Raw genomic sequence first — 20,240 nt, 5'->3', positions numbered from 1 at the left:
CGCATCGGTCAGGACTTCTCTCCGCCGAAGGCCGTCCGGACGAGGGCGGCGACATCCATGTCGTCGATCCCCCGGCCCGTGTCGTCGGCTGGTGCCTTTGCCTCCCCGTCCGCCCTGGCCAGCCCCAACACCGTCGCCAGCAGGCCGGCCTGCCGGAACCGGGCCATCGGGATCGCCGCCAGGGCCGCCCGGAACTCCTGTTCCTCGGCTTCCGCCTCGGTCAGTTCCCGGGTCTCCGGGAAGAGCAGCTCACGCAGGTGCCGGGCGGTCCGCTCGGGGGTGTTGTGGTCGAAGACCAGCGTCGCCGGCAAGCGCAACCCGGTGGCCGAACTGAGCCGGGTACGCAGCTCGATCGCGGTCAGCGAGTCGAACCCCATCTGGAGGAAGCCCCGGGTGCCCTGGACTGCCTCCGGTGAGGGGAGTCCCAGGACCGCGGCGGCCTTCTGCCGCACCAGCTGCAGGAACGCCCGGTCCCGCTCCTCCGCGGGGAGGGCGGCCACACGGTCGGCGAAGTGGCCGCTGGAGTCCTGGCCCGCTCCGCCACTCCGCCGCGTCACCCGGACCAGGGCGCGCAGCACCGCGGGCACCAGCTCAGGTTCGCCTTCGGAGAGCAGGGGAGCCGGGTCCAGACGCATCGGCACCAGCACGGCGTCCGGGGCGCCGAGCGCCACGTCCAGCAGCTCCAGGCCCTCCTGGGTCGGCAGCTGTCCGACCCCGGACCGGACCATCCGCCGCAGATCCGTGTCGGACAGTCCGCCGGTGAGACCACTGCGCTGCTCCCACATCCCCCATGCCAGCGACGTCCCCGGCAGGCCGTCGGCCCGTCGGCGGTGCGCGAGTGCGTCCAAGAACGTGTTGGCCGCGGCGTAGCCGCTCTGTCCGGCGGTGCCCAGCACACCGGCGGCCGAGGAGAACAGCACGAAAGCCGACAGGCCGGCGTCCCGGGTGAGCTGGTGCAGGTGCAGCGCGCCCTCGATCTTGGGCCGCAGCACCTCGTCGACCCGGTCCGGGGTCAACGAGGTGAGCACGCTGTCGTCCAGCACGCCGGCGGCGTGGAACACCGCAGTCAGCGGCCGGTCCGCGGGGATCTGGGCGAGAAGCCCGGCCAGCTTCTCCCGGTCGGCGACGTCGCAGGCCGCCACCCTCACCCGGGCGCCCTGCGCGGCGAGGTCCGCGGTCAGCTCGGCGGCGCCTGCCGCGGCGGCGCCGCCGCGGCTGGTGAGCAGCAGGTCCGTCACGCCGTGCGCCGTCACCAGGTGGCGGGCGACCAGCGCGCCGAGGCCGCCGGTCCCACCGGTGATCAGCACCGTACCGCCGGGCGCGAACCGGAACTCGGTGGCGGGACGGGCGACACCCGCCGTGACCCGGGTGAGCCGTGGCGCGCGCACCACGCCCCGGCGGACGGTCAGCTGGGGCTCCCCGCAGGACAGCGCGGCCGGCAGTACCGCCGCCGACGTCGCGCTGCCGTTCTCACCGTCCCCCGTGCTGTCCAGGGTGTCGACGTCCAGCAGGCCGAAGCGGCCAGGGTGCTCGGACTGCGCCGACCGGATCAGGCCCCACAGCGCGGCGTGCCGGAGGTCGTGCGGCATGTCGTCGTCGGCCGGTACGGCACCCCGGGTGACGAAGACCAGCCGGGACGCGGCGAACCGCTCGTCGGACAGCCACTTCTGGGCCAGTGCGAGCGCGCGGTGCACGGCGGTCCGGGCCGCGTCGGCCAGGTCCGCCGCATCATCCGGATCCGCTGTCTCCCAGCCTGCCGTTCCCGGTCCCTGCCGCGGGCCGTCGTCCGGGCAGGGCACCAGAACCACCGTGGGTGGTGCGGCCCCGGCGGCGACGGCGTCGGCCAGGGTGTCCAGGCCGTCGTACCCGTCGTACCGGATGCCGGACGCCTCCGCGGCGGCCCGCAGGCCGAGGCCGTCCCCGAGCACGGCCCAGCCGTCCGCCGCGGGTGTGGCGCCCGCCGGCAGGGCGATGCGCTCGTCGGTGATCCGGAACAGAGAACGGCGCTGCCCGCCGCGGGCGCTCTCGATCCGGCCCGGCGCCACCGGCCGCACCATCAGCGAGCCGACCGAGAGCACCAGGGCGCCGGACGGGTCGGTCGCCGTCAGGGAGACCGTGTCCGGGCCCGCGGGCGACAGCCGCACCCGCAGCTCCGCCGCGCCCGTGGTGTACAGGCAGACATCCTTCCAGGCGTACGGCAGCAGCGGTTCGCCGGCGTGGGCCACCAGGCCGCCCAGGACGACCGCGTGGAGCGCGGCGTCGAAGAGCGCCGGGTGCACCCCGTAGTGCCGGGCCTGCCCGGCGTCTGGGAGAGCGACCTCGGCATACAGGTCCCGGCCGTCCCGCCGTACCGAGCGCAGTCCCTGGAAGGCCGGGCCGTAGCCGAGTCCGGCCGCGGCGAGCACCGCGTACCCGTCGTCCAGCGGCACGTCCTCCGTCTCCGCCGTCGGCGAGGGGCCAGCGGGCGCGGCCGGCGGCGCGGCGTCGCGGACGGCGAGCACGCCGACGGCGTGCCGCAGCCAGGGCCCGTCGGTGTCCTCCGGCCGCGAGTGCACCTCCACGGCGCGGCGTCCGGCCCCGTCAGGTTCCTCCACCATCACCCGCAGCTGGCTGCCGGTCTCCCGGTCGATGACCAGGGGTTCCAGCAAGTTGAGTTCCTCGACCGTGTCGCAACCGGTCTCCGCGGCGGCACGCAGCACCAGTTCGGCCAGTCCCGTGCCCGGGAAGAGCACCGTGTCCAGCACCGTGTGGTCGGCGAGCCACGGATGGGTGCGCGTCGACAGCCGTCCGGTGAGGACCGTGCCGGCCGGACCGGGCAGCGGCACCACGGCGCTGAGCAGCGGGTGGGAGCTGCCTCCGAGGCCCGCCGCGGCGACATCGGTCGGTCCGCCGGAGCGCCGGAGCCAGTACCGGTCGCCGCCGAACGGATAGGTCGGCAGCTCGGTCGGGTCGGGAGCGGCACCCCGGACGGCGTCCGACCAGTCCACGGGGACGCCCGCCACGTACAGCTCGGCGGCCGAAGCGAGGAAGCGGGGCAGACCGCCGTCGTCGCGGCGCAGCGAACCCACCGTGACCGCGTGACCGGCTTGCGCGGCCTCCACGGTCTCCCGGATCGCCACCGTCAGCACCGGGTGCGGGCTGGACTCGACGAAGACGTCGAAGCCCTCCGCCATGAGCAGCCGGGTCACCCGCTCCAGATGGACGGTCTGCCGGAGGTTGCGGTACCAGTAGGCGGCGTCCAGCGTGGTGGCGTCCACCTCTGTGCCAGTGACCGTCGAGTAGAAGGGTATGTCCGCGGGCTTGGGAGCGACGGGGGCCAGCTCCCGCAGAAGTCGCTCGCGGACCTGTTCGACCTGCGGGGAGTGCGAGGCGTAGTCCACCGGGAGGGTCCGCGTGCGGACGCCCTCCGCCGCGCACTGCGTCACCAGCTCCGTCAGCGCGGCCACCTCGCCGGAAACCACCGTCGACGAGACGCCGTTGACCGAGGCGACGGAGAGCCGCCCCGGCCACCGGGCCACCAGCGCGGACGCGGCGTCCTCACCCAACGCCACCGAGACCATGCCGCCCTGCCCGGAGAGCGCGGTCAGCGCCTGGCTGCGCAGCGCCACCGTGCGGGCCGCGTCGTCGAGGGTGAGCGCCCCGGCCACGTACGCGGCGGCGATCTCCCCCTGGCTGTGCCCCATCACCGCGTGCGGCCGGACCCCGAAGGATTGCCACAGGGCGGCCAGCGACACCATGACCGCGAACAGCGCGGGCTGCACCACGTCCACCCGCTCCAGCGACGGCGCGTCGTCCGCGTCCCGCAGCAGCCCGGTCAGCGACCAGTCCACATAGGGTGCCAGGGCGGCCTCGCACTCCTCGACGCGGGCGGCGAACACCTCGGAGGCGTCTAGCAGTTCCGCGGCCATCCCCACCCACTGGGAACCCTGACCGGAGAAGACGAACACGGTCTTGCCGCGGCTGCGCGCCACGCCCCGGACCACCTGCCTGCCGTCATGCTCCTCCGTACGGTCGGCGGCCAGCGCCGCCAGACCGGCCAGCAGCTCCTTGCGCCCTTCGCCGATCACGACGGCGCGGTGGTCAAGGGCGGCGCGGGTGGTGGCCAGCGCCCGGCCGACGCCCGCAGGGTCGGCCCCGGACCCCCCGAGCCGGTCCAGCAGCCGGCGGGCCTGGGCACGCAGTGCCTCTGCGGTCTTCCCGGAGAGCGTCCAGGGCACGGCGCCCGCGGGGGCGGGCACTGCCGGGGCCGAGCCGTCCGGCAGCCCGACGGGCGCGGCCGGGGCCTGCTCGATGATCACGTGGGCATTGGTCCCGCTGATGCCGAAGGACGAGACCGCAGCCCGGCGCGGCCGACCGGTCTGCGGCCAGGGCTCGGCGGCGGTCAGCAGCGCCAGCCCGCTCCCGGACCACTCGACCTCCGGGGTGGGCCGGTCGACATGGAGCGTCCGGGGCAGCAGGCCGTGCCGCATGGCCGTCACCATCTTGATGACCCCGGCGACCCCCGCTGCGGCCTGGGTGTGGCCGATGTTCGACTTCACTGAGCCCAGCCGCAGCGGCTGATCTTCCGGCCGCTGCCGCCCGTATGTCGCGGCCAGCGCCTGCGCCTCGATCGGGTCGCCCAGCCGGGTGCCGGTGCCGTGTGCCTCCACGGCGTCGACGTCACCGGCCGACAGCTGCGCGTCGGCCAGCGCCTGCCGGATCACCCGCTGCTGCGAGGGCCCGTTGGGCGCGGTCAGGCCGTTGCTTGCGCCGTCCGAGTTGATCGCGGAGCCCCGTACGATCGCCAGGACGGGGTGATCGTGGCGCCGGGCGTCCGACAGCCGCTCCAGCAGTAGCAGGCCCACCCCCTCACCCCAGCCGGTGCCGTCCGCCGCCGACGCGAACGCCTTGCAACGGCCGTCCGGGGACAGCCCGCGCTGCCGGCTGAACTCCAGGAAGATGTCGGGGGCGGCCATGACGGCGGCCCCGCCCGCCAAGGCGAGGGAGCATTCCCCTCGCCGGAGCGCCTGTACCGCCGTGTGCAGCGCCACCAGCGAGGACGAGCAGGCAGTGTCGATGGTCAGCGCGGGGCCTTCGACCCCGAAGGCATAGGCGATCCGGCCGGACATGACGCTCGACGTGCTGCCGGTCAGGAGGTAGCCGCCCAGATCCTCGGGGGCCTGCCGTGGATCGGAGGGGTAGCCCTGCGCGGCGGCCCCGACGAACACGCCCACCGGGCTGCCCTTCAGAGACATCGGGTCGATCCCGGCCCGCTCCAGTGCTTCCCAGGAGGTCTCCAGCAGCAGCCGCTGCTGGGGGTCCATGGCCAACGCTTCCCGAGGGCTGATACCGAACAGCTCGGCGTCGAACCGGGCGGCGTCGTCGAGGAACCCGCCCACCCGTACGTACGTCGTTCCCGGCCGGGCGGAGTCCGGGTCGTACAAGGCCTCCGTGTCCCAGTCACGGTCGGCGGGGAACGGGGTGACCGAGTCGGCCTCGTCCATGAGGAGCCGCCACAGATCCTCCGGAGAGGCGATGCCGCCGGGGTAGCGGCAACTCATCGACACGATCGCGATCGGTTCGTCGGCCCTGGTGCCGGTCCCGTTCCCGGCGGCCGAGGCAGCCGTGGCGACCGCGTCCGTCCCGGCGTCGCGTGGCCCGGCCCCGAGTTCGGCCCGCAGTTCGGCGTGCAGGTGCCGGGCAAGGGCGGTGGGCGTCGGATGGTCGAAGACCAGGGTGGACGACAGTTGGGTGCCAAGGGCGCCGCCCAGCCGGTTGCGCAGTTCGACAGCGGTCAGCGAGTCGAAGCCCAGCTCCTTGAAGGCGAGCCCCGGGGTGACCAGCGCGAGGTTGGTGTGACCCAGCACCGTCGCAGCGTGGTTGCGCACCAGGTCGAGCAGGATCCGCTCCCGCTCGTCCTCGGACGCCGTGGCCAGCCGGCCCTGCAGCCCGGCGGCCGCGGCCGGCCTCGCCGCCTCGCGGTCAGCCCGCCGCTGCGGCTTCCCGGCGAGCCCGCGCAGCAGGTACGGAACCTCGTCGGCCGCCGTCCGGCGCAGCACCGCGGTGTCCACTCCGGCCGGGATCAGGGCGGCCTCGACCGACGCGAGGGCCGTGTCGAAGAGGTCCAGGCCCTCTTCGTCCGGGAGCGGAACCAGACCGGTGCGGCCGAGCCGGACCCGGTCCACCTCGCCCAGACCACCGAGCATGCTGCCGGAGTCCTGCCATGGCCCCCAGGCCAGTGAGACGGCGGGCAGTCCCGCGGCCCGGCGCCGACTCGCGAGAGAGTCCAGGACGGCGTTGGCTGCGGCGTAGTTGGCCTGCCCGGCGCCGCCGAGCACTCCGGCCGTCGAGGAGAACAGGACGAACGCGGCGAGGTCCGCGTCCCTGGTCAGCTCGTCGAGGAGCAGCGCTCCATCGGCCTTGGGGCGGAGCACGGTGTCGAACCGCTCGGGGGTGAGCGCCGCCAGGACGCCGTCGTCCAGCACCCCCGCCGTGTGCACGACGCCGGTCAGCGGCCGGTCCGCGGGGACCGCGTCCAGCAGCCGGCGGACCTCGGTCCGGTCGGAGACGTCGCAGGCCGCCACGGTGACCTCGGCGCCCCGCGCGGTGAGGTCGCTCACCAGGGATTCGGTGCCGGGGGCGGTGGCGCCCCGGCGGCTGGTCAGCAGCAGGTGCCGTATCCCGTGCCGCTCCACCAGACGGCGGGCGACCGCCGAGCCGAGGGCGCCGGTCCCGCCGGTGATCAGTACCGTTCCTGCCGGGTCGAGCTCCGGCGTCACGGTGAGCACCACCTTGCCGATGTGCCGGGCCTGGCTGACGAACCGGAAGGCGTCGGCCGCCTGACGGACGTCCCAGGTGGTCAGCGGCGGTAGCCGGAGCACTCCGCGCGCGAACAGGGCGAGTACCTCGGTCAGCATCGCCCGGATCGCGTCGGGCCCGGCTTCGACGAGATCGAATGCCTGGTAGGACGCCCCGTCGTGGGCCGCCGCCACCACCGCGGGGTCCCGGATGTCGGTCTTGCCCATCTCCAGGAACCGGCCCCACGGAGCCAGCAGCCGCAGCGACGCGTCGACGAACGTGCCCGCGAGTGAGTCGAGGACGACGTCCACGCCCCGGCCTCTGCTGGTGCGCCGGAACTTCTCTTCGAACTCCAGCGTCCGCGACGACGCGATGTGCGCGTCGTCCAGACCCGCCGCCCGCAGTGCGTCCCACTTTGCGGGACTGGCGGTCGCGTACACCTCCGCACCCAGGTGCCGGGCCAACTGCACGGCGGCCGTACCGACGCCGCCGGTCCCGGCGTGCACCAGCACCGATGTGCCCGGGCGCAGCTCCGCGAGGGCGGTCAGCGCGTAGTACGCGGTGAGGAAGACCGCGGGCACCGACGCCGCCTGGGCGAAGGACCAGCCGTCCGGGATTTTGGCGAGCAGCCGCTCGTCCGTCACCGCGAGCGTGCCGATCCCGCCGGAGATCAGACCGAGGATCCGGTCGCCGGGCGCCAGTGCGGTCACCCCGGGGCCGGTCTCCACGATCACTCCGGCGCCCTCCACACCCAGGGGAGCGGCCTCGCCCGGGTACATGCCGAGGGCGTTGAGCGCGTCCCGGAAGTTCAGCCCGGCCGCCCGGACCGCCACCCGCACCTGGCCGTGGGCCAGGGGCGCGGACGCCTCCGGGCAGGGCAGCAGCGCGAGGCCGTCCAGGGTGCCGTCGGCGCCGGCGGTCAGCCGCCAGGCCGGTGCGGCCGGCACGGGCAAGGCGCGGTCCGGGCGCCACCGGGCCACTCGGGGGACGCGGATGGCGCCGTCGCGCACCGCCAGTTGCGGCTCGCCGGTGGCGACGGCGTCGCCCAACAGGCCGTAAGCGTCGTCCCGGTCGTCCAGGTCGAGCAGCCCGAACCGGCCGGGGTGCTCGGACTGGGCGGTGCGCAGCAATCCCCAGACGGCGCTGTGCGCCAGGTCGGGAACGTCCTCGGGGTCCACCGCGACGCCCCACCGCGTGACGAGGACCAGCCGCGACGTGGCGAACCGGTCGTCGGCCAGCCAGCGCTGGACCAGGTCGAGCGTTCGGTGGGCGGTGGAACGCACGGTGTCGGCGTCGGTGCCGGGGGCGACTGCGCCGCGGGAGCACGGCACCAGCACGGTGCCCGGAACCGGGCGCCCCGCTCGGTCCGTGCGTGCCAGAGAGTCCAGGTCCGGGTGGACGCCGGCGGGCGCGGTGGCGGCCCACGGACCCGGCTCCGGCCCGCCGTCGCCGACGACCGCCCAGGCGGAGGCCGCGTCCGGGGCCGCGGATCCCGCTGGGTCCGCGGACGCGACGGCACTCGCCCGCGGGGCGGCGAGGGTCTCCCAGGCCACCTGGAACATGCGGCCCCGGGCCGTGCCGACGGCCGCTTCGACCTGGTCGCGGGAGGCTGGGCGCAGCACGAGTGCGTCGGCCGACAGCACGGGGCTGCCCGTCTCGTCCGCCGCCAGCACCGAGACCGTGTCCGAGCCGGCCGGCGCCAGCCGCGCCCGCAGCGCCGGGGCGCCGACCGCGTGCCGGGCGACCCCGCGCCAGACGAACGGCAGCAGGGCCCGGTCCCAGCCGGGGGTGGCGACACTCAGGGCGACCCCGTGCAGGGCCGAGTCCAGCAGCGCCGGGTGTGCCCCGAACTCCCCGGCTCCGACGCTGTCCGGCAGCCCGGCCTCCACGAACAGCTCCCCGTCCCGCTGCCAGGCCGCCCGCAGCCCCCGGAACATCGGCCCGTATGCCAGGCCGGTCTCCGCCATCAGGGGGTAGAGCCCGGTGACGTCCACCGGCTCCGCGCCCTGCGGGGGCCATACGGACAGGTCCCCGGCCGCGGGGACGGCGGCGCGCGCGAGCACTCCGGTGGCGTGCGTGGTCCACGGCTCGTCATCCGCCGCGCCGTCCGGCCGGGACCGCATGTCCAGCGACCGCCGCCCGGACCCGTCCTGGGCCCCCACGCGCACCTGGAGGGCGGCCGCGGCTCCGTCGGGGAGGACCAGCGGGGCGTGGAACGTCAGTTCAGCGACCTGCTCGTGGCCGGTCCGCTCGCCGGCGTGCAGGGCCAGTTCGAGGAAGGCGGTGCCGGGCAGCAGAGCCTGGCCGAACACCCGGTGGTCGCCGATCCAGCTGTGCACACCGGTCGAGAGCCGCCCGGTGAAGACCAGTTCGTCGTCGGCGAGCGACACCACCGCGCCGAGCAGCGGGTGCCCGGCCGCGACCAGCCCCGCGGAGTGCACCGCGGCGGACGGCGGGACGTCCAGCCAGTGCCGGCGTGCCTGGAAGGCATAGGTGGGCAGCGCGGCCGGGCAGGCGCCTGACGCGCCCCAGAACGACGTCCAGTCCACCGGCACGCCCCGGGCGCGCAGCCGGGCGAGCGCGGTGGTGACGGCGAGCTCCTCGTCCCGGCCCGCGCGCAGCGCCGGGACCAGCTCGGCGTCGGCCGCGGTGACGGTGTCCCGGCCCATCGCCGTCAGCACCCCGTCGGGGCCCAGCTCCAGGAAGGTGCGGACGCCGTCGTCCGCCATGGTGCGGACGGCCTCCGCGAACCGTACGGTGCCGCGGGCATGCCGCACCCAGTACTCGGGGTCGCTGATCTCCTCGGCCGTGACCTCCTCGCCGGTGAGAGCCGACACCACCGGGACGGTGGGAGCGTGGAAGGACAGGGTGGCCACCACACGCCGGAACTCCGGCAGCATGGCGTCGACGAGCGGCGAGTGGAAGGCGTGACTGACCGTCAGCTCCTTGGTCCTGCGGCCAGCCGCCGCGAAGTGCGCGGCGACCTCGCGGACCGCCTCCGCCTCTCCGGAGACCACCACCGAGGACGGGCCGTTCACCGCTGCCAGGTCCAGCCGGCCGGCGCGCTCCGCCAGCAGCGGCAACACCTCCTCCTCGGTCGCCTGCACGGCGGCCATGGCACCGCCCTTCGGCAGTGCCTGCATCAGCCGTCCGCGGGCCGCCACCAGCGCCGCCGCGTCCGGCAGCGTCAGCACACCGGCCACGTGCGCGGCGGCCACCTCGCCGATGGAGTGGCCGGTCACCCGGTCCGGGCGAAGCCCCCAGTGTGCGAACAGCCGGAAGAGCGCGACCTCCAGCGCGAAGAGCGCGGGCTGGGTGTACCCGGTCTGGTCCAGCAGCCCGTCGGTGTCCGCTGCCGTTCCGAACACCACGTCCCGCAGCGGCCGGTCCAGATGCGGGTCGAGCGCTGCGCACACCGCGTCGAACGCCTCCGCGAACACGGGGGAGGAGGCGTGCAGGGCGCGGCCCATACCCACGTGCTGACTGCCTTGGCCGGTGAAAAGGAACCCGAGCTTCCCAGGGGGCGCCGTGCCGAGCACGACCCGCGGATCGGGGCGGCCCTCGGCGAGTGCTGCCAGTCCCTGTGTCAGCTCCTCGGACAGTTCGCGGGGCCGGTCCGGGCCGCCGGCCACGATGACGGCGGCCGTATGCGCGAACGCCGTCCGGCCGGTGGTGAGCGCGTGCCCGATCTCCGCGGCGCCGAGCGGGCCCCGCTCGGCCAGCCAGGCCAGCAGGTTGCGCGCCTGGTCCCGCAGGGCCTCGCCGTCGCGCGCGGACAGCACCCACGGCACCGCCCGTAGCGGCGCGACGGGAGCGGGGGTGGAGCCGGCGTCGGCGGGAGGCGCTTGCTCCAGGATGACGTGGGCGTTGGTGCCGCTGATGCCGAAGGACGAGACCCCGGCACGCCGGGGCCGGCCGGTGTCCGGCCAGTCGGTCGCCCGTGTCAGCAGCTCAAGGCTCCCCGACTCCCAGTCGACGTGCGGCGTCGGCGCGTCGATGTGCAGGCTGGCCGGAAGCACCCCGTGTTCCATCGCCAGCACCGTCTTGATGACGCCGACGACGCCGGCCGCCGCTTGGGTGTGCCCGATGTTGGACTTCACTGAGCCCACCAGCAGCGGTTCGGTGCGCTCCTGGCCGTAGGCGGCCAGCAGGGCCTGGGCTTCGATCGGGTCGCCGAGGGTGGTCGCGGTGCCGTGCGCCTCCACCGCGTCGACGTCGTCGGGGGCGAGCCGGGCGTCGGCCAGCGCCTGCCGGATCACCCTCTCCTGGGACGGGCCGTTCGGCGCGGCCAGACCGTTGCTCGCCCCGTCCTGGTTGGTCGCGCTGCCACGGACCACGGCCAGCACCCGGTGGCCGAGCCGCCGTGCGTCGGACAGCCGCTCCAGCAGTACCACCCCGACGCCCTCGGAGAGGCCGGTGCCCTCCGCTGCGGCCGCGAAGGAACGGCACCGGCCGTCCACGGACAGCCCGCGCTGCCTGCTGAAGCCCTGCAGTTGGGCGGGTGTGGTCATGACGGTGACCCCGCCGGCCAGGGCCATCGAGCACTCGTCGCGGCGCAGCGCCTGGCAGGCCCCGTGCAGCGCCACCAGCGACGCCGAGCAGGCGGTGTCGTAGGTGACCGCGGGGCCCTCCAAACCGAGCGTGTACGAGATCCGGCCGGAGAGCACGCTCGCCGCGCCCGCGGTGAGGAAGTACCCTTCGTACTCGCCGAGTTCGGCCGGTTTGACCCGGGTCGCGTAATCCTGGAACGCGGTTCCCATGTACACGCCGGTACGGCTGCCGTGCAGGGTCGTCGGGTCGATGCCGGCCCGCTCGATCGTCTCCCACGCTGTCTGCAGCAGCATCCGCTGCTGCGGGTCCATGGCCACCGCCTCGCGCGGGCTGATCCCGAAGAACTCGGCGTCGAACCCGGCCACATCGGTGAGGAACCCGCCGTTGCGGGTGTATACGGTGCCGGGGTGGTCCGGGTCCGGGTCGAAGAGCGCTTCAAGGTCCCAGCCCCGGTTGGTCGGGAACCCGGCCACCGCGTCGCCGCCCGCCGCGAGGAGCTGCCAGAACTGCTCCGGGCCGTGGATGTCGCCCGGAAGGTGACAGCCCATGGCGACGATCGCGATCGGCTCGTGCCGGACAGCGGCCAGCTCCTCGTTCTCCCGCCGCAGCCGCTCCGTCTCCTTCATGGAGGTGCGCAGGGCGTCGACGATCCTGTCCGGCGAAGTGGCCATGATCCCTCACAGATCGGTTTCCAGGGGGAAGGGGGGACGTTCCGAGTGCGGCTGCTCCGCCGTGCCTACTCCTCGCCGAGCATGAGTCGCACCAGGTCGTCGACGGGCATGTCGTTGATCTGCTGTTCTGCGTCGTGCGTTTCCTGGGCCCGCTTCCGCTCCCGTGCGCCGGCCGGGTCCGCGGGCTTCGCCCGCTCGCCGGCGTCCTGGGGGAAGGCCATGTCCAGCAGGAAGTCCGTCAGTTTTGTCAGCGACGGATGGTCGAAGACCACGGTCACCGGCAGACCCAGCCCGGTGCGGTCGCGGAGGCGGTTGCGCAGCTCGACCGCGATCACCGAGTCGACGCCGAGTTCCTTGAACGGAGCACGGTCGCCGATCTGGCTCTCGTCGGCGTGGCCCAGGACGGCCGCCACCTGGGCGCGGACGAGCGCGGAGAGCGCCTCCCGGCGCCTGGCCGGCTCCGCCCCGGCCAGTTCCTGCACCGTGGTCGCGGCGGTGGCCGCGTCCTCGGAGCGCGGGCGGACGCTGCGGAGCAGCCTGCGCACCTCGGGCACCTCGGCGAAGAGCCGGCTCGGTGTCGTCGCCGAGAAGCCCGGGAAGAACTTCTCCCAGTCGACGTCGGCGATGACCGGTGTGGGACCGTCGGCGAGGCAGTGCCGCAGACTCTCGACCGCCTCCCCGGGCTCCAGGAGCCGTATTCCCTGCCGTGCCACCGCCACGCCCAGGTCGTCGCGCGCCGTCATGCCGCCGCCTTCCCACGGGCCCCAGACCACAGAGCTCGCGGTCAGGCCCTGCGCCCTGCGGTACGCGGCCAGGCCGTCCAGGAAGGCGTTGGCCGCCGCGTACCCGGCGTGGCCCGCGCTGCCCCACAGCGCCGACACCGAGGAGAACAGCACGAACGCCGCCAGCTCCCGGTCGCGGGTGAGGTCGTGCAGGTGCTGGGCGGCGTCGGCCTTCGCCCGCAGCACCCCGGCGAGGTCGTCCGGGGCGAGCGTGTCGAGCGGGACACTCTCGATCGTCCCGGCCGCGTGCACCACCGCGCCGACCGGGTTGCCGTCCGCGTCCAGCGTCCGCAGCAGCCCGGCGAGTGCCTCCCGGTCGGCGACGTCGCAGGCGGCGACGGTGACCCGGGCACCGAGCCCGGCCAGCTCGGCTTCCAGCTCAGCCGCGCCCGCCGCCCGCGGCCCGCCGCGGCTGACCAGCACCAGGTGCGTGGCCCCGTTCCTGGCCAGCCAGCGTGCCGCGTGCGCGCCGAGCGCTCCGGTACCGCCGGTGACGAGTACAGTCCCGTCGGGGGTCCACGGCCGTCCGCCGGAGCCATCCGGCCGCGGCGCGCGCACCAGCCGGCAGGCGAACGTGCCCGAGGCGCGCAGCGCCAGCTGGTTCTCGCCGGCCGGGGCGGCCAGTGCGGCCGGCAGCCGACCCAGGATCCGTGCGTCCGGCTCCGGGGGCAGGTCGACAAGACCGCCCCAGCGTTCGGGAAGCTCCACCGCGGCGACCCTGCCGAGCCCCCAGAGCTGCGACTGCGCAGGCGTGGTCAGCGGGTCCCCGGCGTCGGCCGTCACCGCGCCCCGGGTCACGCACCACAGCCGAGCGGCGAGCCCGCAGTCGCCGAGCGCCTGAAGCAACGTCAGGACGCGGGTGCGGTACCCGGACGCCGACGGGAGCACCGGTTCCGTCTCCGCCGCGGGCAGGACCAGCACACCAGCCGGCTCCGGCCCTTCGGCGGCCACCGACCGCAGGAGCCGGGCCAGTTCGCGCCGTCCGGTCCCCGGCGCCACCGTCAGCGGCACCACTTGCGCCCCGTTCCCGCCCAGCACGTCCGCGACCGCCGCCGGCAGCTGCCCGGGCCCGGCTTCCTCCGCGGCGACCACGATCCATCGGCCGTTCAGCGCAGCGGCCGGCGTCTCGGACACGGGCTGCCAGGCGATCCGGTACCGCCGGTCGGCGGCAGCGTCCCGGGCGTGCTGCCGTCGGCGCCAGGCACCGAGCGCAGGCAGCAGAGCGCGCAGAGCGTCCGGTTCGCCGCCGCCGACCTCGGCGACCAGCCCCGCGGCGTCGCCCCGCTCCACCGCCTCCCAAAACCGCCGCTCCGGACCGTCCCCCCTGCCCTGCTCCGGCTCGGCGACGGGCGCCTCCGGCCAGAACCGGCGTCGTTGGAAGGCATAGGTCGGCAGGTCGACGCGGGCCGCGCCGGACCCGGCGAACACCGTCCGCCACTCCACCGACGCCCCAAGGACGTACGCCTGCGCGAGCGAGGTCGTGAACCGCTCGGGGCCGCCGTCCCCGCGGCGCAGCGAGCCCACGAACGCGCCCGAACCGTTGAAGGTCTCGATGGCGTCCAGCGCCCCCATGTTCAGCACCGGGTGCGGGCTCATCTCGATCAGGAGGGTGTGTCCCTTGGCCAGCACCGTCCCCATCGTTCGCTCGAAGTGGACCGGTTCCCGCAGGTTGCGGTACCAGTACTCGGCGTCCAGCGCACGGGTGTCGAAGAGTTCCCCGGTCACCGTCGAGTAGAACGGGATGTCGCCGGCGCGGGGCTCGACCTCGCGCAGCGCTTCGAGCAGCTGTTCGCGTATGGCCTCGACCTGCGCGGAGTGCGCCGCGTAGCTCACCGGGATCTGCTTGGCTCGGACGCCCTCGGCAGCGCACTGGTCCAGCAGCTCCTCCAGCGCCTGCTGCTCGCCGGAGACCACCACCGACGACGGGCCGTTGACCACCGCGAGGTCCAGCCGCCCGTCCCAGCACGACAACCGCTGCACCCGCTCGGCCGGCAGTGACACGGACACCATGCCGCCCGATCCGGAGATCGCGGTCAGCGCCCGGCTGCGCAGCGCGACGATCCGCGCGGCGTCAGCCAGCGACAGCCCGCCCGCCACACAGGCCGCGGCGATCTCGCCCTGGCTGTGCCCGAGCACCGCGGTGGGACGCACGCCGTGTGCCTCCCAGAGCCGGGCGAGCGACACCATCACTGCGAACAGCACGGGCTGCACGACGTCGACCCGCTCCAGCGTCGGCGCGTCCGCCACGCCCTGCAGCACGTCCAGGAGCGACCAGTCCACAACCGGTGCGAGCGCCGTGGCACACTCCTGGATCCGCTCCCGGAACACCTCGGAGGTGTCCAACAGCTCCCTCGCCATCCCGGCCCACTGGGCCCCCTGGCCGGGGAAGACGAACACGGTCTCGGCGCCGCCCACCGCGGTGCCTCGCACCACCCGGTCCGTCGGGGTGTCCCGCACCAGCGCGTCCAGCGCGGCGTGCAGCTCCGCCTCGTCGGCGCCGATCAGCACGGCGCGGTGCTCGAACGCGGCCCGCGTGGTAGCCAGCGAGAACCCGATGTCGGCGGCGGTGGCGCCGGCCCGTTCGGGGTTGTCGAGGTGGGCCCGCAGGCCGGCCGCCTGCGCGCGCAGGGCCTCGGAGGTCTTCGCCGACAGCGTCCACGGCAGCACCGCCGGGGCAGCACCGGCCCGCCGGCCCGGGCCGGCGGACCCCGGCTCCCCGCTGCCGACGGGAGCCCGGTTGTCCGGGGCCTCTTCGAGGATGGCGTGCACGTTGGTGCCGCTGATCCCGAACGAGGAGATGCCCGCCCGGCGCACCCGGCCCTCTGCCGGCCAGGGCACCGGCTCCCGCAGCAGTGCCACCGCGCCCGCGTTCCAGTCCACGTGTGGGGTCGACTCGTCGATGTGCAGGCTCCGCGGCAGTACACCGTGGTGCAGCGCCATCACCGTCTTGATCACCCCGGCGACCCCGGCGGCCGCCTGGGTGTGCCCGATGTTCGACTTCACCGAGCCGAGCCGGAGCGGCCCGCGGTCCGCGCGGTCCTGCCCGTACGTCGCCACCAGCGCCTGCGCCTCGATCGGATCGCCGAGCCGCGTGCCGGTGCCGTGCGCCTCCACCGCGTCGACATCCCCCGGGGCGAGCCTGGCGTCGGCCAGCGCCTGCCGGATCACCCGCTCCTGCGACGGACCGTTCGGCGCCGTCAGGCCGTTGCTCGCGCCGTCCTGGTTGACGGCCGAGCCTCTCACCAGGGCCAGCACCCGGTGGCCGTGACGCCGGGCGTCCGACAGCCGCTCCAGCACCAGTATGCCCACGCCTTCGCTCCAGCCGGTGCCGTCGGCCGCCGCCGCGAACGGCTTGCAGCGGCCGTTGGGCGCCAGCCCCCGCTGCCGGGCGAACTCCACGAACATCCCCGGCGTCGCCATCACCGTCACGCCGCCGGCCAGCGCCAGCGTGCACTCACCGCTCTGGAGCGACCGGCGTGCCAGATGCAGCGCGGTGAGCGAGGCCGAACAGGCCGTGTCCACGGTGACCGCCGGGCCTTCAAGACCGAGTGCGTACGCGACCCGGCCCGAGATGACGCTCGCTGTGTTTCCGGTCAGCGCGAACCCCTGGCCGCCGTCGGCAGGTTCGCCCAGCTGGGGCCCGTAGTCCTGGGCCATTGCCCCCGCGAACACCCCGACCTGGGAGCCCCGCAGAGACAGCGGGTCGATCCCGGCCCGTTCCAGTGCTTCCCAGGAGATCTCCAGCATCAGACGCTGCTGCGGGTCCATGGCGAGCGCCTCGCGCGGGCTGATCCCGAAGAACGCGTTGTCGAACACGGTCGCGTCGTAGAGGAATCCGCCCTCCCGGGCATATCGGACCTCCGGGTTCTCCGGATCACGCAACTCGTCGGTGCTCCAGCCCCGGTCGGCCGGGAAGGCCGAGACGGCGTCCCTGCCCTCCGCGACCAGCTGCCACAGCTCCTCGGGCGAGCGCACACCGCCCGGGTACCGGCAGCCCACGCCGACGATGGCGACCGGCTCGTCGAAACCCGCGGTAACCGCCACCGGGCGTGCGGCGGCCGGATGTTCGCCCGACAGCTCGGCCCTCAGGAACTCCACCAGCTCACCGGGCGTGGGGTGGTTGTAGATCAGAGTGGGTGCCAGGTGCGCCAGCCCGGTCGCCTCGGCGACCCGGTCGCGGAACTCCACCGCGGCAAGCGAGTCGAAGCCCAGTTCCTTGAACGTCCGGCCGCTGTCGACCGTCTGGGACGACAGATGTCCGAGGACCGCCGCCACACAGGCCCGGACCAGCTCCGGCACGGCGGCGAGCGGGGTGGCGGTGGCCGTGGCGGCGGCCTCCTGGGGCGGCGCGGCGTCCGGGCTGCCGTTGGGTGTGGCCCCGACAGCCGGTGCCTCGTCCGGCCGGGCCGTCGGGGTGAGCCAGAAGGAGCGCCGCTGAAAGGCGTAGGTCGGCAGGTCGGTGCGGGCGCCGGACCAGCCGGTGAGTGGCTCCCAGTCCACTGGCGTGCCGCGCACGAACGCCTCCGCCAGCGCGGCGGCGACCGTACGGTCCTCCGGCTGCCCCGCGCGCAGCAGTGGCACGACCGAGGCCCCGGTCGGCGCACCCCCGTCGGCGAGGCTTTCGCGGGTCATGGCTGTCAGCCCGCCGGGACCGAGTTCCAGGTAGCTGGTGACGCCGGCCGAGCGCAGCGCACGGACCCCGTCGTAGAAGCGCACGGAGCTGCGGATGTGCCGGGTCCAGTACTCCGGCGACCTCAGCTCGTCCGCGGTGGCCGGGCGTCCGGTGACATTGGAGACGACCGGGATCCGGGGGGCGTGGTACTCCAGTTCCGCGGCGAGCGAGCGGAACTCGTCCAGCACCCCGTCCATGTGCGGGGAGTGGAACGCGTGGCTCACCCTGAGCCGCTTGGTCCTGCGACCGCGGGCCGCGAACCGTGCGGCGACGTCCTCGACGCCGTCGAGGTCACCGGAGACGACGGTAGCCCGTGGTCCGTTGACTGCGGCCACCGAGACCTGCTGCACCAGGCCCCGGTCCGACAGCTCCGCGGCGACCTCCGCCTCGTCGGCCTCCAGCGCGGCCATGGCGCCGCCCTCGGAGGCCTGCTCCATCAGCCGTCCACGGACGGCGACCAGCGCGCAGGCGTCGTTCAGCGGGAGCACCCCCGCGACGTGGGCCGCGGCCAGTTCGCCGACGGAGTGGCCGAGCAGGTGATCAGGGTGCACCCCGCACCGTTGGAGCAGCCGGGCCAGCGCGACCTCCAGCGCGAACAGCGCCGCCTGGGCGGCGTCCGTGCGGTCCAGCACCGCCGCCCCGGGGCTGCCGGGCTCCGCGAAGAGCAGGTCCTTGACGGGCCAGGGCGTGAAGGTGTCCAGGCAGGCGCAGATCTCGTCGAGCGCCTCGGCGAATGCGGGCACCGCCGCGTGCAGCTGACGTCCCATTCCGGGGCGCTGGCTGCCCTGACCGGTGAAGAGGAAGGCCGTCCCGCCCGCGCCGCGTGCCGAGCCCCGCACCAGGTTCGCGGCAGGCACCCCGCGGGCCAGCGCGTCCAGGCCGCTGAGGAAGTCACCGCGGTCGCCGCCCAGGACCACCGCGCGCTCCTCGAACGCGGTGCGGTGCACGGCGAGCGAGCGACCCACGACTGCCGTGTCCAGCCCGGCGTCCGCGGTGACCCGTGCGGCGAGCCGCTCCGCCTGGGCACGGAGCGCGTCCGGGGACCGCCCGGACACCACCCAGGGCAGCGGTGAGTGGGTCTTGGCGGACCGCTCGCGCGACGTTTCGCTGTCGTGGCCGCCCCCCTCGTGCGCCCCGCGGTCCCCGGTGAGTGTGAGATGGCGGTCGGAGAGCACCACATGGCAGTTGGTGCCGCCCATGCCGAAGGAGCTGACACCCGCGATGAACGGGCGGTCCGGGTCCGGCCGGCCGGTCAGTGAGAGCGGGACGCGCAGATTCCAGGCGTCGAAGGCTATCTCTGGGCGGGGCGTCACGAAGTTGAGGCTCGGCGGGACTTTCTGATGCCGGATGGCCAGGGCCGTCTTGATGAGACCGGCGATCCCGGCGGCGGCCTCGAGGTGGCCGATGTTCGTCTTCACCGACCCCACCAGCAGCCGGGTGCCGGGCCGCCGGGCCGCTCCGAGCACTGCGCCGAGCGCGGCGGCCTCGATCGGGTCGCCCTTCTTCGTGCCGGTGCCGTGGAGTTCGACGTACTGCACGTCGGCGGGGTCGACGCCGGCGCTCCGGTAGGCGGTGCGCAGCACCTCCTCCTGGGCCCGTGCTGTGGGCACGGTGAGTCCTTCGCCGGCGCCGTCGTTGTTGGCCGCGGTGGCTTCCACGACGCAGTAGACGCGGTCGCCGTCGGCGACCGCGCGGGAGAGCGGCTTGAGCACGACGAACCCGGCTCCCTCGCCCCGCACATAGCCGTTGGCGCGGGCGTCGAAGGTGTGGCACCGGCCGTCCGGGGAGAGCCCGCCGAACTTCTCGGAGTGCTGGGTGCTCTCCGGTGCCAGTACAAGATTCACCCCGCCCGCCAGCGCAAGCCCCGCCTCGCCCCGGCGCAGGCTCTCGGCGGCCATGTGCACGGCGAGCAGGGACGACGCCTGCCCGGCGTCGAGCACCATGCTGGGCCCGCGCAGATCCAGGGCGTAGGAGACCCGGTTGGCGATGATGCTGCGGTGCAGGCCGGTCATGCTGTGCCGGGTGTCCGCCCCGAGACGGCGTTGAAGGGCGGAGTAGTCGTCCCACATGGCGCCCACGAAGACGCCGGTGTTTCGGGCCTGCGGATCGGCCGGCACGATGCCGGCGTCCTCGAACGCCTCCCAGCACAGCTCCAGGGCGAGCCGCTGCTGTGGGTCCATGGCGGCGGCCTCACGGGGCGAGATGTCGAAGAAGTCCGGGTCGAACTGGTCGACGTGGTCGAGAAAGCCACCGGTGCCGAGACCACCGGTGCCGAAGGAGCCGCGGCGTCCCTGCGGAACTCCGGTGACGGCGCTGTGGCCGTTGCGGAGCAGGGACCAGAAGGCAGCGGGACCCGGGGCACCGGGGAAGCGGCAGGCCAGGCCCACGACGGCGATCGGATTGGCGGGTGCGGAAGTGTCTTCGGGCACGAACGCCTGGCCGGAACGCATAGAACTCCCAACAACCGACGACGGGCCAATGTCACGTGGTACGTCTCGGACCTGAATTACGGCCGCCCCGACAGGGGCCGGGTAATGCGACGTGAGCCGCTCACGACTGCATTCAAGAGAACCCCGCGAGATCACTGAAGTCAGTAGACCCGGCGCCCTCGTGCGCTGTCCAATAACTTGCCACATGGGGCCGATAAGCAGCGCTATGAGCTTGCGGAAAGCAGCCGGAACAATGGAAGTGGAGGGCTGCACTGGCGGCGGAAGTCGCGTTGACAAATGAGCTTGACGGTTTGTAGTTTCCTGTCCGGCCGGAGGTGGAGTGGACGCGCCGGCAGTC

At 74.4% G+C, this 20,240-nt stretch carries 2 protein-coding genes; both read right to left on the bottom strand.

The window, feature by feature from the left end; translation table 11 throughout:
- Positions 1–8 precede the first annotated feature (8 nt).
- The gene (locus M2271_RS05120) at positions 9–11,999 is read right to left on the bottom strand and encodes a type I polyketide synthase (protein ID WP_280885889.1); all 11,991 of its coding nucleotides are present in this window, start codon (positions 11,997–11,999) and stop codon (positions 9–11) included.
- Positions 12,000–12,064: 65 nt separating this feature from the next.
- Positions 12,065–19,882, bottom strand: a complete 7,818-nt coding sequence (locus tag M2271_RS05115; RefSeq protein WP_280885888.1) for a type I polyketide synthase — start codon at positions 19,880–19,882, stop codon at positions 12,065–12,067.
- Positions 19,883–20,240: the final 358 nt, after the last annotated feature.

Origin of the sequence: Streptomyces sp. LBL, assembly GCF_029893585.1 — a bacterium.
In the GTDB taxonomy this organism is placed as follows: domain Bacteria; phylum Actinomycetota; class Actinomycetes; order Streptomycetales; family Streptomycetaceae; genus Streptomyces.
The sequence above is the reverse complement of the archived record's forward strand: the minus strand, read 5'-3'. Positions and strand labels throughout refer to the sequence as shown.